Origin of the sequence: Celeribacter indicus (assembly GCF_000819565.1) — a bacterium.
Taxonomy (GTDB): Bacteria; Pseudomonadota; Alphaproteobacteria; order Rhodobacterales; family Rhodobacteraceae; genus Celeribacter; species Celeribacter indicus.
On sequence record NZ_CP004393.1, the window covers coordinates 724,271 to 750,297 of the forward strand.

Sequence of the window (26,027 nt, forward strand, 5' to 3'; positions counted from 1 at the left end):
CGATGTTCTATGGCACGGAATTGCGAAGCCGGCTGATGCTCGGCACCGCGCAATACCCTTCGCCCCGGATCCTGCGCGAGGCCATCGCCGCCTCGGGCGCGGAGGTCATCACGGTCTCGCTGCGCCGCGAAGGGGAGGGCGGCGGGGCGTTCCGCGACCTCCTGAAGGACAGCGGCTGTCGCCTGCTGCCCAACACCGCCGGATGCCACAGCGTGCGCGAGGCGGTGACCACCGCGCAGATGGCGCGCGAGGTGTTCGGCACGAGCTGGATCAAGCTCGAGGTGATCGGCCATGCCGACACGCTGCAACCCGATCCCTTCGCACTGGTGGAGGCCGCGCGCATCCTCTGTGCCGAGGGGTTCGAGGTCTTCCCCTACACGACCGAGGACCTGATCGTCGGTGAGAAACTGATCGAGGCGGGGTGCCGGGTTCTGATGCCCTGGGGCGCGCCCATCGGGTCGGGGCAGGGGCTGCGCCATCTCGCGGCGCTGCGCTCCATGCGGGCGCATTTCCCCGATGTGCCGCTGGTGATCGACGCCGGCATCGGTGCCCCCTCGCAGGCGGCGCTCGCGATGGAGATGGGCTTCGACGCGGTGCTGCTGAACACCGCCGTGGCGAAGGCGGTCGATCCCGTCGCCATGGCGCGCGCCTTCGGGCAGGCCGTCGCGGCGGGGCGGGACGCGCATCTCGCCGGGCTGATGCCCGCGCGCGACATGGCGGTCGCCTCCACCCCGATCTTCGGCATGGCGGAGCTTCTGTGATGGCGCTCGATCCGTTTTATCTCATCGTCGGCCATGTCGGGCAGCTCGAACGGCTCGTGCCGCTCGGCGTGCGCCTCGTGCAATTGCGGATCAAGGATCAGCCGGAGGCGGAAGTCGCCCGCCAGATCCGCCGCGCCCGCGATTTCTGCGCCGTGCATCGCGCGCAGCTCGTGGTGAACGACCACTGGAAGACCGCGCTGGACCTGCGCTGCACGTTCGTCCATCTCGGACAGGAGGACATGGACGAGGCCGATTTCGCCGCCCTGCGCCGGGCGGGCGTGCGCTATGGCCTTTCGACCCATGACGAGGCGGAACTGGACCGCGCCCTCGCGCTCGATCCCGCCTATGTCGCGCTCGGCCCGGTCTATCCGACGCTCCTGAAGAAGATGAAATGGGGGCCGCAGGGCCTCGACCGCGTTCGCGCCTGGAAGGAGGCCGCCGGGCAGGTGCCGCTCGTCGGCATCGGCGGCCTCACGCCGGAGCGCCTGCCGGGCGTGTTCGCGGCCGGCGCCGACAGCGCCGCGGTGGTGACCGATATCCAGCAGGCCGAGGATCCCGAAGTGCGCTGTGCGGAGTGGATCGCGGCGACGGAGGCCTGGCGATGAACGCCCCGGACCGCTACGCCCGCCAGACCGTGCTGCCGGAGATCGGTGCGGAGGGCCAGGCGCGGCTCGCCGCCGGGCGCGTGCTCGTTGTCGGGGCGGGCGGGCTTGGCGCGCATCTGCTGCCGCTTCTCGCCGGGGCGGGGGTGGGCCATCTGCGCGTGGTCGATCCCGATGTGGTCGAGGAGTCCAACCTGCACCGCCAGACGCTCTACCGCATGTCCGATCTCGGCCAGCCGAAGGCCGCGGTCGCCGCGGACAGCCTCGCCGCGCTCAATCCCGAATGCGAGGTCGTGCCGCGCGTCCTCCGGCTCGATCCGCTCTCGGCGCGGGCGGAGGCCGCCGGGATGGACCTGGTGATCGACGCCGCCGACAGCTTTGCCGTCACCTATGCGCTCTCCGATCTCTGCCATGCGACCGGCACGCCGCTCGTCAGCGCCTCCGTGCTTGCCCGCGCGGGCTATGCCGGGGGCTTCTGCGGCGGCGCGCCGAGCGTCCGGGCGGTCTTTCCCGACCTGCCGGCGCGGGCGCAGAACTGTGCCACGGGCGGTGTCATGGGGCCGGTGGTCGCGACATTGGGCGCGCTTCAGGCGCAGATGGCGCTCGCCGTCCTGCTCGGGCATGCACCCTCGCCGCTCGGCCAGATCCTGACGGTGGATCTCGCCTCCTGGCGGCTCGGCGGGTTCCGCTTCGACACCGCGCCGGAACCGGAGGCTGTGGCGCCGGAGATCCTGTCCCCGGCCCAGATCGGCACCGGCGATCTGGTGATCGACCTGCGCGAGGTGCCGGGGCCGGCGCCGCGGCCCGCGTCCGGCCAGCGGGTCGTCTTCGTCTGTTCCACGGGGCTCCGGGCCTGGCGCGCGGCGCAGGCGCTGCGGGCGCAGGGACATCCGCGCGTGGCCGTCATCGGAGACGGCGGATGAACGCTCCGGTCCTCTTCGTCGGCGGGCTGGATTCGAGCGGCGGCGCCGGGATCCTGCGGGACTGTGCGACGGCGGCGGAGCTCGGCGCGCCCGCGCGGGTCGCCGCCACCGCCGTGACGGCCCAGACGGACCAGGCGGTGAGCGCGCTGCACCCGGTGCCGTCGGAGACCGTCGTCGCGCAGATCGCCGCCGCCGGGGCGGTCGGCGCGGTGAAGCTCGGGATGCTCGGCGCGGCGGAGATCGTGGCGGCGGTGGCACGCTCCCTGCCCGAGACGCCGCTCGTGATCGACCCGGTGCTGCGGTCGAGCTCCGGGCGCGATCTTCTCGACCCGGCGGGCCGTGCGGCGCTGGTCGAGCTGCTCGTGCCGCGCTGCGACCTGCTGACGCCGAACCTGCCGGAACTCGGCGCGCTGGGCCGGCACCTCGGGACCGCCGGGGAGAGCGCCACGGTGGAGGCGCTGATGCGCCGCGGCTGCCGTGCGGTTCTGGTGAAGGGCGGCCATGCGGCAGGGGGCGCGGTGGTCGAGGACCGGCTCCACCGGCCCGGTATGCCGGTGCAACGGTTTTGCGCGCCGCGTGTCGATGCGACCCTGCGCGGGACGGGATGTCAGCTCGCCAGCGCCGTCGCCGTGCACCTGTCGCGCGCGGTTCCGCCGGCCGAGGCGGTGGGGCGGGCGAAGGCACAGATGCAGCGGCGGTTCGAGGCGGCGGCACGTCCCGCCACGTCGCTCAATGCGCCGCGACCTCCTTGTCCGCCGGCGGTGTCTTCATGAGGAGCGCGGCCGCCGCGAGCAGCGCGAAGAGCATCGCGAGAAGGTAGAACACGTCGGCAAAGGACATGACGGTGGCCTGCTGCTGCAACCGGCCGGCCATCTGGGCGAGCGCGCCCGCCTGGCCCTCCACCCCCTGCGCCGTCAGGTTCCGCGCCATCATGTCGAGCTGATCGACCGCCTCGGGATTGGCCCAGCTCACATGTTCCGCGAGCCGCGCGTAATGCAGGTCCCCGCGGTTGGTGAGCAGCGTGTTGATGATGGCGAGCCCGACCGCGCCGCCAAGGTTGCGCATCAGGTTGTAGAGGCCCGATCCGCCCTTCATCTTCTCCGGGGCGAGCGTGCCGAGCGCGAGGTTGTTGATCGGCACCATGCAGAGCATGAGCGACATGCCGCGCAGCACCTGCGGCCAGAACAGTTCGCGGAAATCCCACTCCGCCGTCATGCCGGTGAGCATCCATGTCGAGGAGGCGAAGCCCAGAAAGCCGATCAGCAGCATCACCCGCAGGTCGATCTTCGAGGCGAGGATCCCGGCGAGCGGCGCGGAGAAGAACATGGCGAGGCCGGAGACGAAGACGGTCTCCCCGATCATGAGGCTGTCGTAGCCGCGGATCTGCGCGAGATAGAGCGGATAGAGATAGGTCAGGCCGTAGAGGCCGATCCCCATGACGAAGGAAAAGAGCGAGCCGACCGCGAAGTTGGAGTTGCCGAAGGCCGACAGGTCCACGATCGGCTCGTCGCGGGTGAAGGCGCGGTAGAAGCTGACGATGCCGCCGATCACCATCACGACGGCCAGCGCCGCCACGGTTTCATCGGCGAGCCAGTCGTTGCCCGGCCCTTCCTCGAGCACGTATTCGAGCCCGCCGAGGAAGGCCGCGAGCGCGCCGAGGCCGATCCAGTCGAACCGGTCGAAGAGCTTCCAGTCGGGCTCGTCGAAGTCGATCAGCGCGAAGGCGGCGAGCGTGACGAGGACGCCGGGCACGACGTTCACGAGGAAGAGCCAGTGCCAGGAAAACGCATGGCTGAGATAGCCGCCGACCGTTGGGCCGATCGTCGGCGCGAGCGTCGCGATGAGCCCGATGATCGGCGAGACGATGTTGCGCCGTGAGGCGGGGAAGATCGTGTAGGCGGCGGTGAAGACCGAGGGGATCATCCCCCCGCCGATGAATCCCTGGAGCGCGCGCCACAGGATCATCTCGTTGATCGAGGTGGAGGTGGCGCAGAGGAAGCTCGCGAGGGTGAAGCCGCCCGCGGCGAGGGTGAACAGGATCCGCGTCGACATCATCCGCGCGAGGAACCCCGACAGCGGGATCATGATGACCTCGGCGATCAGATAGCTGGTCTGGACCCAGCTGATCTCGTCCGGGCTGGCGCCGAGCCCGGCCTGGATGTCGGTGAGAGAGGCGGAGACGATCTGGATGTCGAGGATCGCCATGAACATGCCGAAGACCATCACGAGGAACGCGACGACGCGGCGGGGCGTGAGCTGCGGCTCTTCGGCCATGTCTTCGGCCATGACGGGTTACTCCGCGGTGGCGGCGATCTGGTGGGCGGGCGCCTCGGTGCCGTGGCCGGGGGCGGTGCCCGTGCGGCTGTCCACCTCCACGATCACCGAAAGTCCCGCACGGAGCTGGCCCGTTTCGAGGGCGTCCTGGGGCACCTCGATGCGCACCGGCACGCGCTGGACGATCTTCGTGAAGTTGCCGGTGGCGTTCTCGGCGGGCAGCAGCGAGAAGATCGATCCCGTCGCCGGGGCGGCGGAGGCGACCGTCGCCTCGAAGTCACGGCCCGGCAGGGCGTCGAAGGACAGGTGCACCTCGGCGCCCGGCCTGACGCCGTCCATCTGCGTCTCCTTGAAATTCGCCTCGATATAGAGACCGTCGTCCGGCACCAGCGCGGCGAGGCGCGCGCCCGGCTGCACGAGGTCGCCGCGTTCCACCGCGATATTGGCGACGATCCCGTCGGCGGTCGCGCGCAGCACCGTCTTGTCGAGGTCGCTTTCCGCCTGGCGCACGGCGATGGCGAGCTGGCGCTGCGTGCCCTCGGCTTCGGCCCGCTGGGCCCGCAGCACGGCGATCTGCGCTTCGGCGCTGGTGATCGCGGCGTCCGCGCTCGCGAGATTGGCGCGCGCGGTGTCATGGGCGGCGGTCGCGGCGTCGAGGGTGCTCTGCGCGGTCACGTTCCGTTCGGCGAGGTTGCGGGCGCGGTCGAGGCTCGTGCCGGCATTCGTCAGCTGTGCCCTGGCGGCATCGCGCCCGGCTTCGGCCTGCGCCACCGCGGCCTGCGCCGCCTCGATCTGGGCGTCGATCCGCACGAGCGTGTCGCCCGCGCTTTCATACCGGCTCCGGGCGGTTTCGAGGGCGAGGCGGTAGTCGCCGTCGTCGAGCCGCACAAGCACGTCGCCCGCCTGCACATGCTGGTTGGCGGTGATGCCGAGCCCGGTCACATAGCCCTGCACCCGGCTCGAGATCTCGGTGATGTCCGCCTGCACATAGGCGTCGTCGGTTTCGACCATGAAGCGTCCGGTGGTCCACCAGCCATAGCCGAAGACCGCGCCCGCCAGAACCACGACAAGTCCGAGCGCGCCCAGGATCGCCTTGCGGCGGCGCTTCGGCACCTGCGGACTGTCCGGCGCCCCGGAGCCGGTCTGCGTCACGGTCTCGGCGGCGACGGGCTCTGCGTCCTCCGCGCTCTGGCGGTCCTGCTTCATGTCGGTTGTCTTTCATGCGTGGGCCCGGCCTTGCGGGCGTGTCCGCGGTTCGGAACGTCCCAACTGAACCGAACCGTTCGGATCCCTAACTAGGGGGAGGAGGGGCGTTGTTCAAGTCTTTATCGAACCGATCGGTTCGATTAGATATGTGCCGTCGCCAAAGCCCCATGACAGGAGCGCCCAATATGACCAACGGACCTCCGCCGAGCACATCCGCAGGCCGCCGCCGCCACGCCGCCGGCGCCGATCCCGACAAGCGCGACCGGATTCTCGACGGTGCCGCCGAAGTCTTTTTCGAGCGCGGCTTCGACGGGGCGAGCATGAACGACATCTGCCGCGCGGCAGGCGTCTCCAAGGGCACGCTCTACGTCTATTTCGCGGACAAGGTCGACCTCTTCAGCGCCATCGTCGCGCGCGAGCGGGACCGGCATTTCGCCGGGATGCGCGTGATCCTCGACGGTGAGGCCCCGATCGGGGAGAAGCTCGCGGGCTTCGCCCGGCACCTCGTCGCGATCCTCTGTTCCGAGCGGGTGTTGAAGGCGCAGCGGATCGTCCTCGGCGCGGTCGAGAAAATGCCCGAACTCGGTGCCCGGTTCTTCACTGGCGGGGCGACGCAGACGCAGGGCCAGTTGCGCGCCTTCCTCGAGCGGGAGGTGGCGGCGGGGCGGCTCCGGATCGAGGATCCCGAACTGGCGAGCGCGCAATTCGTCGAACTCGCCACTGCGGGCCTCTGGCGACCGCGCCTGTTCGGCAAGATCCGCGAGGCGCCGGATCCCGCAGAGCTGGACAGGGTCGTCTCGAGTGCCGTGCACCTGTTCCTCGCCCGCTACGGCACCGGGGAGGACCGCGCGTCCGTCTAGCCGCCCGTCTAGCCCATGACGATCACAGGCGCCCCCACGGGACCGGAGGGCGCGGACGGGGCCGTCACGTCTCCGGCGCGCCCCTTTTTTGATCCCGGCCCGGAAATTCCGCATCCCGAATGATCAAACAGGCCGAAGCGGGGCGCTCGCCTCTGGGTTGTCATGCGCAGGAACCGGGCAGGGTCCTATCCTGAACGGCATCCGCGCGATCCTGCCTGCTGGTCGCCTGGGGAGGAGGGCGCAGGCACAATTTTGAGAGAGTGATATGATACCGGTACTCAATTGGCAGCTTTTCGTCACCGGCAAGGATCCGGACGCCTTCACGGCAAGTCTTGGCGCCGCCTGCCGCACCAATGGCATCTTTCTCCTGTCCGATCACGGCATACCGCGCGGGTTGCTCGCAGAGGTGCGGGAGGCGTCCGACGCCTTCTTCGCCCTGCCCGAGGCGGAGAAGTCGCAGCTCGACATCCGCCGCTCGAAGGCAAATCGCGGTTGGGCGGGGGTCGGGGTGGAGATCACGCGGGCCCACCTGCGCAAGGAAAGTTTCAGCATGGGGCTCGACCTCACGCCGGAGGATCCGCGGGTGCTGGCGGGGGAGCCGTTCCGCGCGCCGAACCTCTGGCCCGAGATCGACACGTTCCGCGACGCGATGCGAGACTACTACAAGGAGATGCTGGGCCTTGGGCGGTTCCTGCTGAAGGCGGTGGAGCGGGATCTCGAGCTTCCCGCGGGGTTTTTCCAGCCGCATTTCTCCGAGCCGATGGCGACGCTGCGCCTGTCGCACTACCACGGCACGCCGCCCGCCGAGCTTTCGCCCGAGGCGCGGCAGGGGCCGGCGCAGACGGATTACGGCTCGCTCACCGTCGTGCTCACGGATGGTGCGTCCGGGCTTCAGGTCCTGACGCCGCGCGGGGAGTGGGTCGACCTGCCGGAGATCCCCGGCACGCTCGCGGTGCTCGTGGGGGATTGCCTCATGCGCTGGTCGAACGACCAGTATCGTGCGGCCGCGCACCGGATCCTGACGCCCGAGACCCCGCGCCGGCTTGCCGCCTTCTACCTCGATCCGAACCCGGACAGCCTGATTGCCCCGCTGCCGCGGATGGGACCGCCGAACTACGCGCCCGTCCGCGCCGCCGACTATCTGCGCGCACGGCTCGACGAGACCTATCTGTCCGCCGAGGCCGCGCAATAAGCGTGCTGGACAGGGCGCGCGGGACGGCCTAAGCCTCGGCACATGACGGACGAGACCCCTTCCTGGGATGCCGAGCTCGACGCGGTCGGGCTGATCTGCCCGCTGCCGGTGCTGAAGGCGCGCAAGGCGCTTCTCCCGATGGAGCGGGGGGCGGTGCTGTGCCTTGTGGCCTCCGACCCCGCCGCGGTGATCGACGTACCGCATTTCTGTGCGGAGGCGGGGCATGACTTCCTCGGCGTGGAAGAGACGGCGGAGGGGGTCCGGCGCTATCTTATCCGCCGCGGCTAGAGTTGCGCGAGCAGGCGCTCGGCCTCCGCCAGATCCTCCGGCGTGTTGATGTTGAAAAAGGGCGGCACCGGACCGGAGGCGAAGACCACCGGCACCGCGCCCTGTCCTTCGGCGAACCGCCGCATCCGCCGTTCGTCCTGTCGCAGCGCCGCGCGCAGATCCCCGCGCAGCGCGACCGGCCAGAGCGCGAAGGTCGGGTGCCAGCGCAGCACGCCTCCGGCCTCTTCCTCCGCGGCCACGGCAAGTCCGCTCCGGGACGCCCCCGCGCAGAGGCGGGCGACCAGATCTTCGGGGAGGAACGGCGTGTCCGTGGCGGCGGTGACGAGTGCGGCAAACCCCTCCCGACGGGCCCAGTCGAGGCCGGCGAGCACGCCGGCGAGCGGCCCCTGCAACTCGCCATCGGCGTCGGGGAGGACCGGACAGCCAAAGGCGGCGTAGCGCGCGGGGTCGCCATTCGCGCTGATCGCGAGCCGGGCGCATTGCGGGGCGAGCCGCGCCAGCACCCGCGCGACGAGGGGCACGCCCCCGAGCGTCACGAGGCTCTTGTCGATCCCGCCGAGCCGCCGGCCCTGTCCGCCCGCCAGCACGACGCCCGCCACCTGTTCCATCTGCCCGCTCGCTTTGTCCTTTTCCCGTTGCCCGCCATTCTGTATGCCCGTGGAGGGACAGATCAAGGGGCAGGACATGTTGGGCTATGTCATCGGCACCGAAGCGGGCAGCACGGACGAGCTTCTGGCCGGGCTGGCCGAGCGGCTCCTAGCGCAGGGGCGCCGGCTTGCCGGGGCGGTTCAGATCAACCGCGATGTGCCGGGACAGGCCCGCTGCGCGATGGACCTGCGGCTTCTGCCCTCCGGCGCGACCGTCACCATCTCCCAGAGCCTCGGCCCGCTCGCGCGCGGCTGCCGGCTTGATCCCGCGGGGCTCGAATATGCGGTGGCGGCGGCCGAAACCGCGCTGGAGGCCGCACCGGAGCTGCTGATCGTCAACAAGTTCGGCAAGCAGGAGATCGCGGGTCGCGGCTTCCGCGGCGTGATCGGGGAGGCGCTGATGCGCGGGATTCCCGTGCTCGTGGGTCTGAACGCGCAGAACCTCGAGGGATTTCTCGGGTTCGCGGGCGCATTCGCGGAGCCGGTCGCGCCGGATGCGGCGCGGCTTGCCGACTGGTGTGCCTGTCATCTCGCCCCCGACCGGGAGCCGCAGATCTGAGGCGTCTTCCTGCCCGGTTCGCCTCACAATCGCCTAATTCTTGCGCTTATGCTTTAAATTCGGTCAAATGTTGAGCAAAGTAACCGATTGCAACGGATCCCGCAGCCACGACGGCCGGAGAGATTTTGCACCCGCAGCATGTTCGCCGCATAGTGGAGACATCGCAAGGCACTGCCGCGATAGAAGACAGCGTTCCGATGTCTCGGGCGCCTTCAAAGCCGCTCGATAGACCGTCTCCTCTCCTCCCGGACGGTTTATCGGCGGCTTTTTTTCGTGCCGCCGTCGTGACGCAGGGCCGGTGTTCCGCACTTGCCTCGGCTCGGGCAGGGGGACTATCGTGCGGGCGTTCGTAACGCGCGGGCGGGATGACGGCGGACGGGTCCGGGGGCGCGCGGCGCCTCGGGCGGCCCGGATCGCGCCGCCTCCTCCTGCGGGCACAGGAAGAGAAACCGTCGCATGAGCATTGCCGAATTCGTCCGCATCCTCGGGCGCGGTCCCGGCCGGTCCCGTTCCCTCACCTTCGAGGAGGCGCAGGAGGCGATGGCGCGCGTCCTGAGGGGCGCGGCCGCGCCCGAAAGCGTCGGCGCGATGCTCATGCTCATGCGCATGAAGGGCGAGGTGCCGGGCGAGATCGCGGGCTTCACCCGCGCGCTGCGTGACACGCTCGGCGCGGTGCCGATGCCCGATCTCGACTGGCCGTCCTACGCGGCGGGACGCACGCGGGGTCTTCCGTGGTTCCTCCTGTCGGCGCGCCTCGTCGCGCGGGGCGGGCACAGGGTGCTGCTGCACGGCTGGAACGGGCTGGGCGAAAGCGGCTATCTCGTCCGCGCGGGTCTGCCCCATGCCGGCATTTCCACCTGTGCCTCCCCTGACGAGGCGCGGGTCCTCCTCGATCGCGAGCGGATCGCCTACCTGCCGCTCGAAACCTTCTCTCCCGAACTCCTGCGCCTCTTGCAGCTGCGCGCGGATTTCGGCCTGCGCTCCTGTCTCAACACGGTGGCGCGGATGCTCAATCCGGGCGGGGCGGGGGCCTCGGTGCAGGGGGTGTTCCATCCGCCCTACCGGGAGCTTCAGGCCGATGCCTCGAAGCTCCTCGGCCTGCCGGCGATGACCGTCATCAAGGGCGGCGGCGGGGAGTTCGAGCGCAATCCTTCGAAGGATATCCAGGCCTTCGGGCTGCGCGGGGGCGAAAGCTGGGAGCGGCTGATTCCGCCCGTGATGGAGGACAGCCGGCGGCTGAACGACGGCGAGACGGAGCTGTCACGTCTGACGGCGCTCTGGGACGGGCGGATCGGGGATCCCTTTGCCGAGGCCGTCGTGCTGTCCACCGCCGCCCTCGCGCTCGACACGCTCGGGGTGGCGGAGCCGGAGGCGCGTGCCGCGGCGCTCTGGGCGGACCGCCACGGCTGAGACGGGCGGGCGGGTCGCGGAATGCCCCGATTTTCACCGCGCGGGCGCCGCATTTTCGCCGGTTTGTCGCGCAAGGCTCGATGCGTGGTTCAGGACAGGGAGGGATGCCCGTGGAACGCCTCGCCTTTGCGAAAGACACTTTCGATCTGTGGCTCGCCGGTCTGGATGCCACCGATCACCTGATGATGATGGCGGCGGGTGTCGGGCTGATCGTCCTTGCCGGTGCCGCACTGCTTCTTCAGCGCAGGCCGGCCGCTCCCTCCGCCGCGCTCAGGCGCGGCACCTTCGCCGACAGCGCCCCGCGCCACCTCCCCGGCGAACGGCACATGGTGGCTCCGAAGAAGACCGGACGCAAGGACGATGCCTTCCTGAGCCGCCTCGACAGGCTGGCCTGAGCGAAGGGCGACGCGGCGGGGCGTGACGGCCTCCGGCCGAAGCGCCCTTTGCGCGCCGGGATCAGAACTCGACCTCGACCCCCGGCAGGCGCAACTCCTTCATCAGGTCGCGCAATTCCTGGCGCGCGGCGACGTTGGAGATGTTGAGCGCCGATTTCACCCCGACGTCCTTGAGATCGAGCAGGGTCAGCCCGCGCGGGAACAGCTCCCGGAAGATCACGCGCTCGGAAAAGCCGGGCGCGACGCGGAAGCCGATGCGCTTGGACAGCTCGGTCATCGCGTCGCCGATCTTCTTCTTGTTGTGCATCGCCTGCGCGCCGAGGCGGTTGCGGAGCACGACCCAGTCGATCGGCTTCAGCCCGGCCTGCGCCCGCAACTGCCGCGCGTTCCAGACCATTTCCGAATAGACCGAGGGGCCGAGGATCTTGTTCGTATCCGGGTCGACGCGGGCGAGGAGGTCGAAGTCGATGAAACTGTCGTTCATCGGCGTGATGAGCGTGTCCGCGAGCGTGTGTGCCACCTGGCTCAGCCGGGTGTGCGAGCCGGGGCAGTCGATCAGGATGAAATCGCAGCTTTCCTCGAGCCCGGTCACGGCCATGGACAGCCGCCGGTCGTAGATGTTCTCGCCCTCGGCAAGCTCGCTCGCATCCACCTGGGGCAGGTCGCGATAGTCCGGGGTCGGCAGTTCGATCCCCTCGCGCAGGCAGTAGCTCAGCCGGTTCTCGAGATAGCGGGCAAAGGTCTTTTGCCGCAGGTCGAGATCGAGCGCGCCGACGCGGTGCCCGAGCCGCGACAACGCGGTCGCGACGTGCATCGACATGGTCGATTTCCCCGCTCCGCCCTTTTCATTGCCCACGATGATGATATGCGCCACGTCCTCGGTTCCCGTTCTGTCCGGCGCGCCTTGTTTCGCGCGCTCGCGTTCCCTCGGCCACTGTATGCCGATGTTTTCCGAAGCCGTGCAAGTGCGTTTCGTCCCACCCTCCGTGTTCTTGGGGCACCTGTTGCCGACCTGCTCGTGCGAAACATTTTTGCGGTTTCGCGCGTTGGGCGGCAATGGCATGCGCCCGGCGCATCGCGACAACCGGAGGACCTACATTCATGAAACGCATCATACTCGGAACCGCTGCCACCGGCTTCGGTCTCGTCAGCCTCGGGCTTACCGCGCCGGTCACGGCACAGGGGCTGGAAGGCGCCGGCGGGCTCAATCTCGAGGCGTGCAGCGAGGTGCAGCCTCCCTGTCTGACGGCCGATGGCCAGGTGCAACTGGGGGACGGCTCGGTCGTGACGCAGAGCGAGGCGCTCGAGGCGCTGGGGATCGCCCCGCCCCGCGACGGGCTGGAGGGCGCGCCGGAGACGGAGATGCCCTCCGCTCCCGAGGTGGAGCCCCTGCCCGAGGTGGAGCCCCTGCCCGACATGGAGCCCGCGCCGGGGGCGGAGCCGCCGGTGGCGCCGGAGGTAGAGGCGCCGGTTGTCCCGGAAGTCGACACGCAGGTCATCCCGGAGACGGAGTCCGACACGCAGGCCGCACCCGCGGAGGGAGCGCCCCCCGCCACCGTCGGGGAGGAAGCGGCCTCCGACATCGAGAGCGAGCAGGCGGCGGAGGAGGAAAACCTCGCCCAGGAGCTCGAAAACGATCTTCCGCCGGAGGAGGCCCAGCAGGCCGGGACGGAGGAGGAGGTCGCTCCCGAAACGGAGGCGACGGACCCCGGCACCGTCACGGGGGAGGCCCCGCGGACCGCGCCGCAGCCGAAGCCGGAGACGGCGGGCGACCAGGCCGACACTGACACCGCGGCGGATGCCGCGACGGAGGATCAGGACGAGGACGCGCTCGGCGACGCGCTCAATTCCCTGACCGAGGGTGAAAACCCGGCCCAAAGCGCGCAGGAGGGGACGGGCGATGCCGCCGCGTCCGAGGCGGCGAGCACCGCCGGCGAGGCCGAAGGCGTGGAGATGACGCCGGAGGCGCGGGCGACCCAGGCGCAGGAGGAAGCCGCCGCCGAGGCCGAGATCTCCGACGGGGAAACCGCTGCGGCCGCTGCCGCGGAGGCAGTGGAAAATCCCGAGGCGGAGACGGGTGTCGAGGTCCAGACGGAGACGGTGACGGAGGAGAATTCCCGCGCCTCCGACGAGGAATTCCGCCAGCAGCCGATGCAGGCGACCGCCTCGGACGATGACGACGACAACGACGGCGGGATGTCCAACCTCGAGAAATTCCTGCTCGGCGCGGTCGGTGCCGCCGTGGTCGGCCAGGTGCTTTCCGGCAACGATCAGGTGGTCGAGAACACCGGTGACCGCGTGGTGGTCGAACGTGACGGCCAGCTCCGGGTGCTCAAGAACGACGACGCGCTCCTGCGCCAGCCGGGCGCCGAAGTGAGGACGGAGTCCTTCCAGGACGGCTCGACCCGCACCACGCTCAACCGCGAGGACGGCACGCAGGTCGTGACGATCCGCGCCGCCGATGGACGGGTGCTGCGCCGCGACCGGATCCTGGCGGACGGCACACGGGTCGTGCTGTTCGATGATACCCAGACCTACGAGCGGGTGGATGTCTCCGCCCTTCCGGCGCCCTCGAACACGTCGGTGGTCTACCAGCAGGGCAGCGACGAGGAGGCGCTGCGCGCCGCACTTGCCGCGAGCCAGGCGCAGGGTCAGGCGCTCGACCGGCACTTCTCGCTCAGCCAGATCCGCTCGATCCGGGCGGTGCGCGAACTGGCGCCGGAGATCGAACTGACCAACGTCAACTTCGCCACCGGCTCCTCCGCGATCACGCCTTCGGAGGCCGAGGAACTCGCGGCGCTCGGACGGACGATGCGGGATGCGATCACGGAAAATCCGCGGGAGGTCTTCCTCGTCGAAGGCCATACGGACGCGGTCGGGTCCGCGGCGATGAACCTTGCGCTGTCCGACCGGCGGGCGGAAAGCCTCGCCCTCGCCCTGACGGAATATTTCCAGGTGCCGCCGGAGAACATGGTGGTGCAGGGCTATGGCGAACGGTATCTCAAGGTTCCCTCGAGCGGGGCCGAACGCGCCAACCGCCGCGCCGCCGTCCGGATCATCACGCCGCTTCTGGGCGATGTGACGACGGCGTCACGGTAAGCGGTCCGACGCGCCAACGAAAAAGGCCCGCCATCGAGGCGGGCCTTTCCATATTGATCTGCGCGGCGGCTCAGAAGCCGAGGCCGGCGTATTTGTTCTTGAACTTCGACACGCGGCCGCCGGCGTCCATCAGGCGCGAGGAGCCACCGGTCCAGGCCGGGTGCACCGACGGGTCGATGTCGAGCGCGAGCTGATCGCCCTCGGCGCCCCAGGTGGAGCGCATCTTCACCACGGTGCCGTCGGTCATCTTGACGTCGATGAAGTGGTAGTCGGGATGGGTATCTTTTTTCATCGGTCAGATCCTTACGCGTCGGAGCCGGTGTTGAGCGGCTTGTAGTTGGAAACTTCCGCGATACGGGCGGATTTGCCGCGGCGCGAGCGGAGGTAGTAGAGTTTCGCGCGGCGCACGCGGCCACGACGCACCACCTCGATATATTCGATGTTGGTCGAGTAGAGCGGGAAGACGCGCTCGACGCCCTCACCGAAGGAAATCTTGCGAACGGTGAAGGAGCCGGCGATGCCCTTGCCGTTCTTGCGGGAAATGCAGACACCTTCGTAGTTCTGCACGCGGGTGCGCGTGCCTTCGGTCACCTTGTAACCGACGCGAACGGTGTCACCGGCCTTGAAGTCCGGGATCGTCTTGCCGAGCGTTTCGATCTGCTCGGCTTCAAGCTGTGCGATAAGATCCATCGCTGTTCTCCAGATTGCTCGTGGTATGCCACGAAGGTTTCATCCGTCCCAGAGCTCCCTGCCTTCTTCCGGGTCCATCAGGTGAGGCCCGCGGGAGTGTTCGAACGCTTTACTTTACCATCCCGCCCCGTCCATCCCGGCCGCCGAAGAAAGCACCCGGACAAAGGCAAAACGGCCCGCTGAACGAATCCCGTTCGCGGACCGCTGCTCTATAAGTCCAAATCCCCTTCGGATCAAGGCGTGTCGCGGTCTTTCCGCGCCTCATGGGCAGCCCAAAGGTCCGGACGACGCTCTCGGGTGATCTTCTCGGCCATCTTCCGGCGCCATTCGGCGATCCTGCCGTGATGGCCGGACATCAGAACCTCCGGGATCGGCAGGCCGCGCCATTCGGCGGGGCGGGTGAACTGGGGGTGCTCCAGCAGGCCGCTCGCGTGGCTTTCCTCCTCGAGGCTCTCCGCATTTCCCAGAACGCCGGGCAGCAGCCGCACGGTCGCGTCGATCATCGCCTGCGCGGCGATCTCGCCGCCGGTCAGGACGAAATCCCCGAGGCTCACCTCCTCGATTCCGTAGTGGAACAGCACCCGGTCGTCGAGCCCCTCGAAGCGGCCGCAGATCATCGTGATGCCGCGCGCCCGCGACCAGCGCCGCGCCGTGGCCTGGTCAAAGCGTTTCCCGCGCGGGCTGAGGTAGACGAGCGGCCAGTCGGCGCGGGTCTCCGGCGTGCCTTCCATGGCGAAGTCGATGGCCCGTCCCATCACGTCGGGGCGCAGCACCATGCCCGCGCCGCCGCCCGCGGGCGTGTCGTCGACATTGCGGTGCCGTCCCTCCCCGAAGTCGCGCAGCGGCACGGTCTCGAGTTGCCATTTGCCCTCGTCGAGCGCCTTGCCGGTCAGGCTTTCGCCCAGCACGCCGGGGAAGGCTTCGGGAAAGAGGGTGATGATCTTCGCCCGCCAGGCGCCGGCAAGGTCCGGCCTGTCCGTCATCAGCTCGCGCGGGCGCAGCGTCGGGCGCACGGCGATCCGGCCATGGGACTTCGGGGTCTCCGGGGCGCCGCTCATTCGAACAGCCCTTCGGGCGGGTCCGCGATGATGCGCCCGGAGGAGAGATCGACGGTCGGCACGTTCTTCAGCGTGAAGGGCAGCAGCACCGGCGCCTTCAGCCCCGGCCCGTGTACCTCCAGAAGATCGCCCGCGCCGTGGTTCAGCACGTTGCGCACCTGCCCGAGCACCGCGCCCCCCGTGTCGAGCACGGTGAGCCCGATCAGGTCCGCGTGGTAGAATTCGTCGTCGGGCAGGGAGGGCAGGGCCTCGCGGTCGGCGAACAAGGTCACGCCCCTGAGCGCGTCGGCCTCCTCCTTTGTCTCCACGCCCGTGATGCGCCCGGCAAAGCCGTTGGGGATCGCGCGGGTGAGGGTGAGGACATATTCGGTCTTCCCGTCCTCGGAGGTCAGCGGGGAATACTCCCCGATCGCCTCCGGTTCGGCGCAGAAGCTCTTGATCCGCACTTCGCCATGGACGCCGAAAGCGCCCGCGATGGCTCCCACGATGATCTTCGTCTCGCTCATGTTGCGGTCCCTCCCGGCGCCTGTCGCGCGCCAGATTAGCGTTCCAGGATTTCCGGGCAAGCCGCGCGTGTTTCCCAGCCCTCGGCCTGCAATTCCGGTTCCTCGCTCTGTGCCTCGGGATAGCCGATGCAGAGATAGCCGACCAGCCGCCAGCCGGCGGGCACGGCGAGCGCGGCGCTCAGCGCCTCCGGCTCGAGGATCGACACCCAGCCCAGGCCGATCCCCTCGGCCCGCAGCATGAGCCAGAACTGCATGATCGCGGAGACAACGGAATAGCGCAGCATTTCGGGCATGGTCTGGATGCCCAGCCCCTTGCCCGAGCGGGTCGCCTCGTCGCAGAAAACGGCGAGCTGCACCGGCGCCTCGCGCATGCCCGCGAGCTTCAGCGTGGCGTATTTCCGCGCGGCGTCGCCCTCGTAGCCGGCGAGTGCACGGGCATTCGCGGCCTCGAAATTGTCGAGCGCGGCCTGGCGCATCGCGGCGCTTTGCACGCGCACGATCCGCGAGGGCTGCGACAGGCCCACGGAGGGGGAGAGGGTGAAGGCATCGAGACAGCGCGCGAGGGTGGCCGGGTCGACGGGATCGGTCCGGAACCGCCGCACGTCCCGCCGCCAGCGCAGAAGCGTGGCGAAATCGTTGCGGAAGGCGGTGGAGAACTGTCCGGCTGGCGCAAAAGGCGTCATGTCACAGGGTCCTTGGCGGGGGTCGCTCCGCCCGTGTCTCTCGCGCCCGGTCCGGGACGGGGGTGCGTGGGGATGGGCGAAGACGAGAAGGGCGCAGGCAGGTCCGCCTGCGCCCGGAAGGCGAATGATCGCTGGGGCGCGGGGCGCACCTGGTCACTCCTCGGCAGCGGCCTCTTCAGCCGGGGCGTTGGCGGCTTCTTCGGCGGCGGCGGCTTTTGCGGCCTTCTCTTCGGCGCGGTCCTGGGCCTTCTTGCCCGGAACGGCCTTCTTCGGGTTGCTGCGCTCTTTCTTCTCGAGCACGCCGGCGGCCTCGAGCATGCGGGCCACACGGTCGGTCGGCTGGGCACCCTTGTCGAGCCAGGCTTTCACGGCGTCGATGTCCATCTGGACGCGCTGCTCGTTGTCCTTGGGCAGGAGCGGGTTGTAGACGCCGAGCTTCTCGATGAAGCGGCCGTCGCGCGGCATGCGCGAATCGGAGGCGACGATGCGGTAGAACGGGCGCTTCTTGGAGCCGCCGCGGGCGAGACGGATTTTCATAGCCATGGTGATTTCTCCTTGATATCAGCTATTTGATGGGGTCATTCGACCCCGTCGTCCTGGTGTTTCTCGTGGTGGTGAATGACTTCCCGAATGATGAATTTCAGGAAGGCCTTTGCGAATTCCGGGTCGAGATCCGCGCGTTTGGCGAGGTCTTCGAGCCGGGCAATCTGTTTCGCTTCCCGCGCCGGATCGGAGGGGGGAAGGTCGTTCTCGGCCTTGAGCCGGCCGACGGCCTGGGTGTGCTTGAACCGCTCGCCCAGCGTGTAGACAAGGATCGCGTCGAGCCGGTCGATGCTCTCGCGGTGCTCCTTCAGGATCGCCGCGGCGCGTTGCGTGTCGTCGGTCATGTCATGGCTCATCGGGGCAGTTCTCCCTGTCGGATCGGCGTCTGACATGCGTCGGACTTCTGTCGGGCAAAGCGGATCATGCGTAGGCCTCCATCCCCCCGTCCCCGAGCGCGTCGGGCGAGGGGTGGCGATAGACGACGCAGTGGTCCGCGTTCTCTCCCTCGGGCCGCGCGGCCTCCGGGTCGGGGGTCGCGCCGAGACGTTCGGCCAGTGCGATGGAGCGGGCGTTCCGCGGCGCGATATAGGAGACGAGCGTGTCGCGCCCCATCTCCCCATAGGCATAGTCGCGCGCGGCCTGCGCCGCCTCCTGCGCATAGCCCCGGCCCTCGAACCCCTCGACGAGGAACCAGCCCAGTTCGAGCTCGGGAAAATGCGGGAGCCTGCCGAGCACGACCTGCCCGACGAAGGCGCCGGTGCCGCGCTCCTCCACGCCCCAGGCGCCGTGGCCGAAGAGGTGCCATTGCGCGATATCGCTGCAAAAGGCGAACCACGCCTGGCGCCGGGTCAGCGGCCCGTTCATGTGCTGCGAGCGTTCGGAGGCGAAGACGTCGGCATAGGGCCCGAAATCCTCGATCCGGTGCGCGCGCAGCCTGAGGCGCTGAGTTTCTATGACCGGGGCGTCGCTCATCGGCTCACTTCTTCTTGCCGAGACCCGAGAGGTTGGAGGGAAGGCCCATGCCGCCGCCGCCGAGCCCCGGAAGCCCGCCCGGCATGCCCTTGGGCATCGCGCCTTGCAGCGCCTTGGTGGCCTCCGCCATCTTCGCCGGATCCATGTCTTCGAGACCTTGCGGACCGCCCTTGCCGAACATGCCCTTCACGGCCTGTTTCAGCATGCCGCCCTTGCCCATCTTGCCCATCTTCTTCATCATGTCCGCCATCTGGCGGTGCATTTTCAGAAGCTTGTTGAGTTCGGACACCTCGAGGCCCGCCCCCGCCGCGATCCGCTTCTTCCGGCTCGCCTGCAACAGGGCGGGATTGGCGCGTTCCTTCTTGGTCATGGAATTCACCAGCGCGATCTGGCGGGCGATGATCTTGTCGTCGAAGCCCGCGTCCTGCACCTGCTTCGCCATCTTGCCCATGCCCGGCATCATGCCCATGATGCTTTCCATGCCGCCCATCTTCTGCATCTGCTCGAGCTGCATCTTCAGGTCGTTCATGTTGAACTGACCCTTCTGGAAGCGCTTGATCATCCGCTGGGCCTGTTCGGCCTCGATCGTCTCCTGCGCCTTCTCGACGAGGGCCACGATGTCGCCCATGCCGAGGATGCGGCCGGCGATCCGCTCCGGGTGGAATTCCTCGAGCGCGTCCATCTTCTCGCCCAAGCCCACGAACTTGATCGGCTTGCCGGTGACCGCGCGCATCGACAGGGCCGCGCCGCCGCGCCCGTCGCCGTCCATCCGGGTCAGCACGACGCCGGAAATGCCGATGCGGTCGTCGAAATTCTCCGCCGTGTTGACCGCGTCCTGGCCGGTGAGGCCGTCGACCACGAGCAGCGTCTCGCGCGGGGAGGTGATGGCCTTCACCTCCTCGACTTCCGCCATCAGCGCCTCGTCGATGGACAGGCGGCCGGCGGTGTCGAGCATGTAGACGTCATAGCCGCCCATGGTCGCCTGTTGTTTCGCGCGTCGGGCGATGTCGGCGGGGGACTGGCCGGGCACGATCGGCAGGGTGTCGACCCCGATCTGTTCGCCCAGGATCCTGAGCTGGTCCATGGCGGCGGGGCGGTAGACGTCGAGCGAGGCCATCAGCACGCGCTTGCCCTGCCGGTCCTTCAGCCGCCGGGCGAGCTTTGCCGTGGTGGTCGTCTTGCCGCCGCCCTGAAGGCCGACCATGAGGATCGGGGCAGGCGGGTTGTCGACCTTGAGCGTCCCGATCTCCTCCTCGTCGCCCGCCAGCACATGCACGAGTTCATCGTGGACGATCTTGACGACCTGCTGGCCGGGGGTGACGGATTTCGTCACCGCCTGGCCGGTGGCCTTGTCCTGCACCGCCTTGACGAAATCGCGCGCGACGGAGAGAGACACGTCGGCCTCGAGAAGCGCGACGCGGACCTCGCGCAGGGCGGTCTTCACATCGTCCTCGGACAGGGCACCCTGTTTGGTGAGCTTGTCGAAGACGCCGGAGAGGCGGTCGGACAGATTTTCAAACATTGGCGGTCTCCCTGCCGTATTGACGTTGTGCTCCATCTGGGGACGAAGCGGCGAAATTGAAAGGCCAACACAGGTTGCCCCCGTGGGCGCAACGCGCTGACGGGGGGCGATCCTGGCCTCAGCCTGAGGACCGGAAGGTCTGACGCTTCCGGGAAATTTGGACCGCTCTCTACGCGCGTGCGCAGGACGAGTCAAGGGAGGCGGTGGAAAACCCTGTTCCGGCGCGCGATCCCGCGCTAGGCTGTGGCGCGACCAGGTCCGGGACTATTCGCGGGAGTATTCGGATGGAGACTGCCCATCGCGCCGCGTTCGAGACCGCCGCTCCGGAGGCGGGGGTGCTCTTCGTCGCCAGCGGCCCGGATTACGTCGACCTTGCGGTCCAGTCCGCGCGGTCGCTGCGCGCGCATGAGCCGGGGATCGCCATCGACCTCGTCACCGACCTGCCGGAGAACCTGCCTGCCGGGCTTTTCGACCGGGTGAGCGCCTGCCCCGATATGCACCCGCGCGAAAAGCTGCGCGCGATGCCCGCGACCCGGTTCGCACGCACGCTCTACGTGGATTGCGATACGCTCTTTCTCGCCCCGCTCGGCGATCTCTTCGGCCTTCTCGACCGTTTCGACTGCGCGCTGGCCCATGACGTGCGGCGCGACTGGGAGCTGATCCGGCAGGGGCGGGACCATGTCACGCCCTATGCCTTTCCCCAGCACAATTCGGGCGTCCTCCTCTATCGTCGTTCCGAGGCGATGCTCGCCTTCCTCGCGGAATGGGCGGCGCGCTTCTTCGCGGATGACACGATCTCCCGCGATCAGGTGATCCTCAAGGACCTCCTGTGGGAAAGCGACCTGCGCTTCTACGTGCTGCCGCCGGAGTTCAACCTGCGGCGGGTGACGCATCTCGACGCCTGGGAACCGCTCGACGCCGTGCCGACGATCCTGCATTCGCACCGGCTCCAGGATCACATGCGCGCGGGAACGGAGCGGATCTCCACGCCGGGCGACCTGCTGCGGGTCGAGCGGGCGGCGCTTGCGGAGGAATGGGCGGGTGTGCTGCCGGAGGCGGCAAGGCGCTGGTCGGCGCTGCGCCGGGGGTAGCCCCCTTGCATCTTCGAACGTCTGGCGTCAGAACCCCAGCAGAGTGTTCCTTTCCGCACATGAGGCCGCGCCTATGTCCGTCGAAAACTGGGATGAATTCCGCACCGCCTTCCAGGTGGCGAAACTCGGCACCGTGTCGGGGGCCGCGCAGGTGCTCGGCGTCCACCATGCCACCGTTATCCGCCATATCGACGCGCTCGAGGCCCGCCTCGGGGTGAAGCTGTTCCAGCGCCACGCGCGCGGCTACACGCCGACCGAGGCCGGGCTCGACCTGCTGAAGGTCGCGCAGACCACCGACGACCAGTTTTCCCAGCTCGTCTCCCGCATCAAGGGGCGCGGCGAGGAGGTGGCGGGGGAGATCGTCATCACGACCCTGCCCGGCATGGCCGGGCTCATGGCGCCGGTGCTGGCGGATTTCCAGCGCGAGCATCCCAATCTCGTGGTGCGCTACCTTGCGGGAGAGCGCGTCTTCCGCCTCGAATACGGGGAGGCGCATGTCGCGATCCGGGGCGGGCGGCCGCCGCAGGAGCCCGACAATGTCGTGCAGCCCTTCTATTTCCAGCAATACGGCCTTTACGCGCACAAGGACTATCTCGACCGCTGCGGTCGGCCGGGGCCGGAGCGGCTCGCCTGCGACCTGAACTTCGTCGCGCTCGACAATCTCGAAAGCCGGGCGCCCTTCATGGTCTGGTTCCGGGAGAACATCGCGCCCGAACGCGCGGCCTTCCGCGTCTCCGATCTCGACGCCATGGTGCAGGCGATCCTGTCGGGGGCGGGGGCGGGCTTCCTGCCGACCTGGCTGGCGCTGAACGAACCCGATCTCGTCGAGCTCAAGGCCCCGCGCGAGGCCTGGGGCAGCCAGACCTGGCTCGTGACCCATGTCGACCTGCACCGCACGCCGAAGGTCCAGGCCTTCCTCAGCTTCCTCAAGACGCGGGCGAAATCCTGGCCGGGCGGGGCGTGAACCAGAGGCTGGACGCCGCCGCGGCCGTCGTCTAGACCCTCCTGCGCAGACGCAATCCGGAGATCTCCCTTGGCGCATCACGCAACCGCCGCCGACCGGCGCAACGGGCATCTGGCGATGCTCGCCTTCTCCTGTCTCGTGGCGGGCTCCTTCTCGCTCGGCGCGATGGCCGCCAACGAGATCTCGCCGCTGGCCCTCAACGGCGTGCGCTTTGCCGCCGCCGCCGTGATCGTGGGCGTGCTCGCGCAGGTGACGGGCGGCATCCCGCGCGCCGCCCTGCACCAGCCCTGGCGCTACATCGTGCTCGGCGGCATCTTCGCGCTCTATTTCGTCATGATGTTCGTCGGGCTGAAGACGGCCGAGCCGGTCTCCGCCTCCGCCGTGTTCACGCTCACCCCGCTCATCGCCGCGGGCTTCGGCTATCTTCTCATGCGCCAGATCACCACGCCGCGCATCGCCGCCGCGCTGGTCATCGGCGCGGCGGGGGCGCTCTGGGTGATCTTCCGGGCCGATCTGCGCGCGCTCATGGCCTTCCATGTCGGGCGGGGCGAGGCGCTCTATTTCATCGGCGTCGTCGCCCATGCGCTCTACACCCCGCTCGTGCCGCGCCTGCATCGCGGCGAGGGGACCTTCGTCTTCACCTTCTTCATCCTCTCGGGCGCCGCGCTCGCCATCCTCCTGTTCGGCTGGCGCGACATCGTCGCGACCGACTGGGCGCATCTGCCCGCGATCGTCTGGATCGCCCTCGGCTATATCACATTCTTCGCCACGACGATCACCGCCTCGCTGCTGGCCTTCGCCTCCGTCCGGCTCGAGAGCGCGAAGGTGATGGCCTATACCTATCTCGTCCCCACCTGGGTCATCGTCTGGGAGGTCCTGCTCGGACACGGCGTCCCGGCCCCGCGCCTGCTCGGTGGCGTCGGCCTCACCGTGCTTGCCCTGCTGCTGCTGCTCAAGCACGAGGACCGCGGGCGGGAGGGCTGAGGGAACCTTCGCCCCGCCCGGCACGTTTTGCCCCAGACACCAGACAGGAGAGACCTCATGCACAGCATCATCTATCTTGTCGGTCTGATTGTGGTTGTGGGCGCGATCCTCAGCTTCGTGTTTTAAAGATCGACAGCGGTATTCCGGCAAGCGCGCGCGGACCGGCCCGGTTTGCGCGCGTTTCCCGTTTCCGGCCTCAGCCCTCCGGCAGTTCGGCGGCGAGGAAGCGTTCGAGCGCGTCGAGGTCGATCTCCTCGATCTGTCCGAACCCCTTCATCCAGACCGAGGCCGCGCGCATCGCGTCGGGCTCGAGCTTGCACCATTTGACCCGGCCGCGCTTCTCCTGCGCGATCAGCCCGGCCCGCGTCAGGATCGCGAGATGCTTGGACACCGCCGCGAGCGACATCTCGAAGGGGTCGGCCACATCCGTCACCGCCATGTCGTCCTCGAGCAGCATGGTCAGGATCGCCCGCCGCGTCGGGTCCGCGAGTGCCGCGAAGATGAGATCGAGATCCTGTGCCATGGCATGAGCGTTAGAACCGCGCCGCAGTTTGGTCAACCATCCGGTTGAATGACGAAAACCTGCGTCCCCGGCGCCGCCCGACCCGCCGCGTCCCCGGCCTGTGCTTTTTGCTGCCAAAAATACTCAATTATAACAACATCATAACGCGCATCCCCGCCGGCCGATTCAGCGTTGACTCTGATCCACCCCCCGCATAGCTTGCCGCCAACTGACCGAGGGGGCTTTCTCCATGACCGATCCGCACGATCCTGGGCGTCTGCGCGCTCTGGAAGAGCGGCTCGAGAAGGCGAGGGCGGCGCACCAGCCGAAGGTCTCCCGCGGCGAAGAGCACTTTTCCCAGGCGAACATGGCCTGGCGGATGGTGACGGAACTCGTGGCCGGTCTCCTGATCGGTCTCGGCATGGGGTGGGGCCTCGACCGGCTCCTCGGGACGTCCCCGATCTTCCTCGTGCTGTTTATCGGATTGGGTCTCGCGGCCGGCGTCAAGACGATGATGCGCACCGCCAGGGAGATCGAGAAGGATCAGGCCCGAGCGGCCGGAGAGAACAACGCGGGGACGCCCGCAAGTGACGAGAGGGATTGAACGTGGCGACTGAAGCGCATGGGTCCGAAAGCGGCCTGACCTTCCACCCGATGGACCAGTTCGAGGTCCTGCCGCTCTTCGGCGACGGTCCGGTGCACTGGTACACCATCACCAACGTGACGCTCTGGATGGCGGTCTCGGTGATCGGCGTCCTCCTCCTGCTCGTGGCGGGATCGCGCGGCCGCGCCATGGTGCCGTCGAAGGGCCAGTCCATCGCGGAACTGACCTACGGCTTCGTCTACAAGATGGTCGAGGACGTGACCGGCAAGGATGCCGTGCGCTATTTCCCCTACGTCATGACGCTGTTCATCTTCATCGTCTTCGCGAACATGCTGGGCCTGCTGCCGATGGCCTTCACCACGACCTCCCATATCGCCGTCACCGGCGTGCTGGCGCTGCTCGTCTTCCTGTTCGTGACGATCCTCGGCTTCGTGAAGAACGGATCGAAATTCCTCGCCCTCTTCTGGGTCAGCTCCGCGCCGCTCGCCGTGCGCCCGCTGCTTGCGGTGATCGAGCTGATTTCCTACTTCGTGCGTCCGGTGAGCCATTCCATTCGTCTCGCCGGCAACATGATGGCGGGGCACGCCGTGATCAAGGTCTTCGCGGGCTTCGCCGCCATCGCCGCGATCTCGCCCGTCTCCGTGCTGGCCATCACCGCCATGTACGGCCTCGAAGTGCTCGTGGCCTTCATCCAGGCCTATGTGTTCACCATTCTGACCTGCGTCTATCTCAAGGACGCGCTGCACCCGGCTCACTGATCCGGGGCCAAAGGTCCGAACCCTTTTCAAGCCCATTCCAACGTAAGGAGATACACCAATGGAAGGCAATATCGCAGAACTCGGCAAATACATCGGCGTCGGCCTGACCGCCATCGGCATGGGTGGCGCTGCCATCGGTGTGGGCAACGTCGCCGGCAACTACCTGTCCGGTGCTCTGCGCAACCCGTCCGCCGCCGCGTCGCAGACCGCGACCCTCTTCATCGGCATGGCCTTCGCGGAAGCGCTCGGGATCTTCTCGTTCCTCGTCGCGCTCCTGCTGATGTTCGCCGTCTGATCGGACGCTCCATCCTTACGGCAGGGTGGGTCCGTCGCGGACCCGCCCTCGCGTAGACCGGGGGTTTCGGTCTCCCGGCGCGCTCGGGGGATCAGGGTCAGAGCCAGGAGAAGAAGATGGAACCAGACGTACACGGGGCGGCTGAGAGCGCGGGGATGCCGCAGCTCGATTTCAGCACCTTCCCCAACCAGATTTTCTGGCTGCTCGTCACGCTCGTCGTGATCTATTTCGTGCTGTCGAAAATCGCCCTGCCGCGCATCTCCGCAGTGCTCGCGGAGCGGTCCGGCACGATCATGAACGACATTGCCGCCGCCGAGGAGCTCAAGCTCAAGGCGAAGGAGGCCGAGGAGGCCTATAACCGCGCTCTCGCCGAGGCGAAGGCCGAAGCGCAGCGCATCTCCAACGAGACCCGCGCCGCCATCCAGGCCGATCTCGACGCCGCCACGGCCAAGGCCGATGCGGAGATTTCCGCGAAGGCCGCCGAGTCGGAAAAGGCGATTGCAGAGATCCGCGACGGCGCGCTCGAGAGTGTCAAGGACGTGGCCAAGGACACGGCGAAGGAAATCGTCGCGGCCCTCGGCGTGTCTGCCGACGCCCGGACGATCACTGCGGCCGTCAACGCGCGGATGAAAGGCTAGG

At 68.5% G+C, this 26,027-nt stretch carries 32 protein-coding genes; 18 read left to right on the forward strand and 14 right to left on the reverse strand.

Annotated elements, in window-relative coordinates:
* The first annotated feature begins 2 nt into the window (after window positions 1-2).
* The 4 genes from P73_RS03690 to thiD are packed head-to-tail and all read left to right on the forward strand — an operon-like array spanning window position 3 to window position 3,059.
* Window positions 3-761 (forward strand): thiazole synthase, encoded by a 759-nt coding sequence (locus P73_RS03690; RefSeq protein ID WP_043868510.1) that lies wholly within the window; start codon window positions 3-5, stop codon window positions 759-761.
* Window positions 761-1,366, forward strand: coding sequence for a thiamine phosphate synthase (locus P73_RS03695; RefSeq protein WP_043868511.1), 606 nt, complete (start codon window positions 761-763; stop codon window positions 1,364-1,366). The genes P73_RS03690 and P73_RS03695 overlap by 1 nt, the downstream gene beginning before the upstream one ends.
* The gene (locus P73_RS03700) at window positions 1,363-2,286 is read left to right on the forward strand and encodes a HesA/MoeB/ThiF family protein (RefSeq protein WP_043868512.1); all 924 of its coding nucleotides are present in this window, start codon (window positions 1,363-1,365) and stop codon (window positions 2,284-2,286) included. Before P73_RS03695 ends, P73_RS03700 begins: the two co-directional genes overlap by 4 nt.
* Window positions 2,283-3,059, forward strand: a complete 777-nt coding sequence (gene thiD / locus P73_RS03705) for a bifunctional hydroxymethylpyrimidine kinase/phosphomethylpyrimidine kinase (protein WP_052453022.1) — start codon at window positions 2,283-2,285, stop codon at window positions 3,057-3,059. The genes P73_RS03700 and thiD overlap by 4 nt, the downstream gene beginning before the upstream one ends.
* Here the strand turns inward: thiD and P73_RS03710 are convergent.
* Window positions 3,016-4,572 carry a DHA2 family efflux MFS transporter permease subunit gene (locus P73_RS03710; protein ID WP_043868513.1) on the reverse strand — a complete coding sequence of 519 codons (1,557 nt, stop codon included), beginning with the start codon at window positions 4,570-4,572 and terminating at the stop codon, window positions 3,016-3,018. The genes thiD and P73_RS03710 overlap by 44 nt on opposite strands.
* Before the next feature lie 6 nt (window positions 4,573-4,578).
* Complete coding sequence (locus P73_RS03715; protein ID WP_052453023.1) at window positions 4,579-5,766, reverse strand: HlyD family secretion protein; 1,188 nt, start codon at window positions 5,764-5,766, stop codon at window positions 4,579-4,581.
* 185 nt (window positions 5,767-5,951) lie between these two features.
* Here P73_RS03715 and P73_RS03720 point away from each other — a divergent pair, with 185 nt between their 5' ends.
* From P73_RS03720 to P73_RS03730, 3 genes are all read left to right on the forward strand, one after another.
* Window positions 5,952-6,626, forward strand: a complete 675-nt coding sequence (locus tag P73_RS03720; protein WP_043868514.1) for a TetR/AcrR family transcriptional regulator C-terminal domain-containing protein — start codon at window positions 5,952-5,954, stop codon at window positions 6,624-6,626.
* 265 nt (window positions 6,627-6,891) lie between these two features.
* Window positions 6,892-7,818, forward strand: a complete 927-nt coding sequence (locus P73_RS03725) for an isopenicillin N synthase family dioxygenase (protein WP_043868515.1) — start codon at window positions 6,892-6,894, stop codon at window positions 7,816-7,818.
* A gap of 42 nt (window positions 7,819-7,860) precedes the next feature.
* The gene (locus tag P73_RS03730; RefSeq protein ID WP_043868516.1) at window positions 7,861-8,106 is read left to right on the forward strand and encodes a sulfurtransferase TusA family protein; all 246 of its coding nucleotides are present in this window, start codon (window positions 7,861-7,863) and stop codon (window positions 8,104-8,106) included.
* On the opposite strand, the gene mobA is transcribed toward P73_RS03730, so the two are convergent.
* Window positions 8,103-8,714 carry a molybdenum cofactor guanylyltransferase MobA gene (mobA, locus tag P73_RS03735; RefSeq protein ID WP_043868517.1) on the reverse strand — a complete coding sequence of 204 codons (612 nt, stop codon included), beginning with the start codon at window positions 8,712-8,714 and terminating at the stop codon, window positions 8,103-8,105. The genes P73_RS03730 and mobA overlap by 4 nt on opposite strands.
* A gap of 76 nt (window positions 8,715-8,790) precedes the next feature.
* Here mobA and P73_RS03740 point away from each other — a divergent pair, with 76 nt between their 5' ends.
* From P73_RS03740 to P73_RS03750, 3 genes are all read left to right on the forward strand, one after another.
* On the forward strand, window positions 8,791-9,312 hold the full coding sequence (locus P73_RS03740; RefSeq protein ID WP_043868518.1) for a DUF2478 domain-containing protein: 522 nt from the start codon (window positions 8,791-8,793) through the stop codon (window positions 9,310-9,312).
* A 456-nt stretch (window positions 9,313-9,768) separates the two neighbouring features.
* Window positions 9,769-10,722: a glycosyl transferase family protein gene (locus P73_RS03745; protein WP_043868519.1), complete on the forward strand. Its 954-nt coding sequence runs from the start codon at window positions 9,769-9,771 to the stop codon at window positions 10,720-10,722.
* Between the two features lie 104 nt (window positions 10,723-10,826).
* On the forward strand, window positions 10,827-11,117 hold the full coding sequence (locus P73_RS03750) for a hypothetical protein (protein WP_043868520.1): 291 nt from the start codon (window positions 10,827-10,829) through the stop codon (window positions 11,115-11,117).
* A gap of 61 nt (window positions 11,118-11,178) precedes the next feature.
* Here the strand turns inward: P73_RS03750 and P73_RS03755 are convergent, their stop codons facing one another.
* Window positions 11,179-11,991, reverse strand: coding sequence for a division plane positioning ATPase MipZ (locus P73_RS03755; RefSeq protein ID WP_043868521.1), 813 nt, complete (start codon window positions 11,989-11,991; stop codon window positions 11,179-11,181).
* A gap of 227 nt (window positions 11,992-12,218) precedes the next feature.
* On the opposite strand from P73_RS03755, the gene P73_RS03760 reads away from it, so the two are divergent.
* Entirely contained in the window at window positions 12,219-14,216 is a 1,998-nt protein-coding gene (locus P73_RS03760; protein WP_052453024.1) for an OmpA family protein, read from the forward strand.
* Window positions 14,217-14,286: 70 nt separating this feature from the next.
* Here P73_RS03760 and rpmE read toward each other — a convergent pair whose 3' ends face one another.
* The 9 genes from rpmE to ffh form a co-directional block, all read right to left on the reverse strand.
* The gene (rpmE, locus tag P73_RS03765) at window positions 14,287-14,508 is read right to left on the reverse strand and encodes a 50S ribosomal protein L31 (protein WP_043868522.1); all 222 of its coding nucleotides are present in this window, start codon (window positions 14,506-14,508) and stop codon (window positions 14,287-14,289) included.
* Window positions 14,509-14,519: 11 nt separating this feature from the next.
* Window positions 14,520-14,906: a 50S ribosomal protein L19 gene (rplS, locus tag P73_RS03770; protein ID WP_043868523.1), complete on the reverse strand. Its 387-nt coding sequence runs from the start codon at window positions 14,904-14,906 to the stop codon at window positions 14,520-14,522.
* A 233-nt stretch (window positions 14,907-15,139) separates the two neighbouring features.
* Window positions 15,140-15,964: a tRNA (guanosine(37)-N1)-methyltransferase TrmD gene (trmD, locus tag P73_RS03775; protein ID WP_043868524.1), complete on the reverse strand. Its 825-nt coding sequence runs from the start codon at window positions 15,962-15,964 to the stop codon at window positions 15,140-15,142.
* Window positions 15,961-16,470, reverse strand: coding sequence for a ribosome maturation factor RimM (gene rimM / locus P73_RS03780; protein ID WP_043868525.1), 510 nt, complete (start codon window positions 16,468-16,470; stop codon window positions 15,961-15,963). Before rimM ends, trmD begins: the two co-directional genes overlap by 4 nt.
* Window positions 16,471-16,505: 35 nt before the next feature.
* The gene (bluB, locus tag P73_RS03785; RefSeq protein WP_043868526.1) at window positions 16,506-17,153 is read right to left on the reverse strand and encodes a 5,6-dimethylbenzimidazole synthase; all 648 of its coding nucleotides are present in this window, start codon (window positions 17,151-17,153) and stop codon (window positions 16,506-16,508) included.
* A gap of 153 nt (window positions 17,154-17,306) precedes the next feature.
* Window positions 17,307-17,696, reverse strand: coding sequence for a 30S ribosomal protein S16 (rpsP, locus tag P73_RS03790; RefSeq protein ID WP_043868527.1), 390 nt, complete (start codon window positions 17,694-17,696; stop codon window positions 17,307-17,309).
* A gap of 35 nt (window positions 17,697-17,731) precedes the next feature.
* Window positions 17,732-18,040 carry a chorismate mutase gene (locus tag P73_RS03795; protein ID WP_420836129.1) on the reverse strand — a complete coding sequence of 103 codons (309 nt, stop codon included), beginning with the start codon at window positions 18,038-18,040 and terminating at the stop codon, window positions 17,732-17,734.
* A 76-nt stretch (window positions 18,041-18,116) separates the two neighbouring features.
* Window positions 18,117-18,668 (reverse strand): GNAT family N-acetyltransferase, encoded by a 552-nt coding sequence (locus P73_RS03800; RefSeq protein ID WP_043868529.1) that lies wholly within the window; start codon window positions 18,666-18,668, stop codon window positions 18,117-18,119.
* A 4-nt stretch (window positions 18,669-18,672) separates the two neighbouring features.
* Window positions 18,673-20,190 (reverse strand): signal recognition particle protein, encoded by a 1,518-nt coding sequence (gene ffh, locus P73_RS03805; protein ID WP_043868530.1) that lies wholly within the window; start codon window positions 20,188-20,190, stop codon window positions 18,673-18,675.
* 284 nt (window positions 20,191-20,474) lie between these two features.
* On the opposite strand from ffh, the gene P73_RS03810 reads away from it, so the two are divergent.
* From P73_RS03810 to P73_RS03820, 3 genes are all read left to right on the forward strand, one after another.
* Complete coding sequence (locus tag P73_RS03810) at window positions 20,475-21,281, forward strand: glycosyltransferase family protein (protein WP_052453025.1); 807 nt, start codon at window positions 20,475-20,477, stop codon at window positions 21,279-21,281.
* A gap of 73 nt (window positions 21,282-21,354) precedes the next feature.
* Window positions 21,355-22,245 (forward strand): LysR family transcriptional regulator, encoded by an 891-nt coding sequence (locus P73_RS03815; RefSeq protein WP_043868531.1) that lies wholly within the window; start codon window positions 21,355-21,357, stop codon window positions 22,243-22,245.
* Window positions 22,246-22,362: 117 nt separating this feature from the next.
* Window positions 22,363-23,229 (forward strand): DMT family transporter, encoded by an 867-nt coding sequence (locus P73_RS03820; RefSeq protein WP_043871368.1) that lies wholly within the window; start codon window positions 22,363-22,365, stop codon window positions 23,227-23,229.
* A gap of 196 nt (window positions 23,230-23,425) precedes the next feature.
* On the opposite strand, the gene P73_RS03825 is transcribed toward P73_RS03820, so the two are convergent.
* A complete protein-coding gene (locus P73_RS03825) occupies window positions 23,426-23,752 on the reverse strand; it encodes an ArsR/SmtB family transcription factor (RefSeq protein ID WP_043868532.1) in 327 nt (108 codons plus the stop codon).
* A gap of 229 nt (window positions 23,753-23,981) precedes the next feature.
* Between P73_RS03825 and P73_RS03830 the strand changes: the two genes are divergently transcribed.
* The 4 genes from P73_RS03830 (at window position 23,982) to P73_RS03845 (ending at window position 26,026) form a co-directional block, all read left to right on the forward strand.
* Window positions 23,982-24,335 (forward strand): AtpZ/AtpI family protein, encoded by a 354-nt coding sequence (locus P73_RS03830; protein WP_043868533.1) that lies wholly within the window; start codon window positions 23,982-23,984, stop codon window positions 24,333-24,335.
* 2 nt (window positions 24,336-24,337) lie between these two features.
* Window positions 24,338-25,093: a F0F1 ATP synthase subunit A gene (locus tag P73_RS03835; RefSeq protein WP_043868534.1), complete on the forward strand. Its 756-nt coding sequence runs from the start codon at window positions 24,338-24,340 to the stop codon at window positions 25,091-25,093.
* A 58-nt stretch (window positions 25,094-25,151) separates the two neighbouring features.
* Window positions 25,152-25,388: a F0F1 ATP synthase subunit C gene (locus P73_RS03840; RefSeq protein ID WP_009572193.1), complete on the forward strand. Its 237-nt coding sequence runs from the start codon at window positions 25,152-25,154 to the stop codon at window positions 25,386-25,388.
* A 116-nt stretch (window positions 25,389-25,504) separates the two neighbouring features.
* On the forward strand, window positions 25,505-26,026 hold the full coding sequence (locus tag P73_RS03845) for a F0F1 ATP synthase subunit B' (protein ID WP_043868535.1): 522 nt from the start codon (window positions 25,505-25,507) through the stop codon (window positions 26,024-26,026).
* Window position 26,027 lies beyond the last annotated feature (1 nt).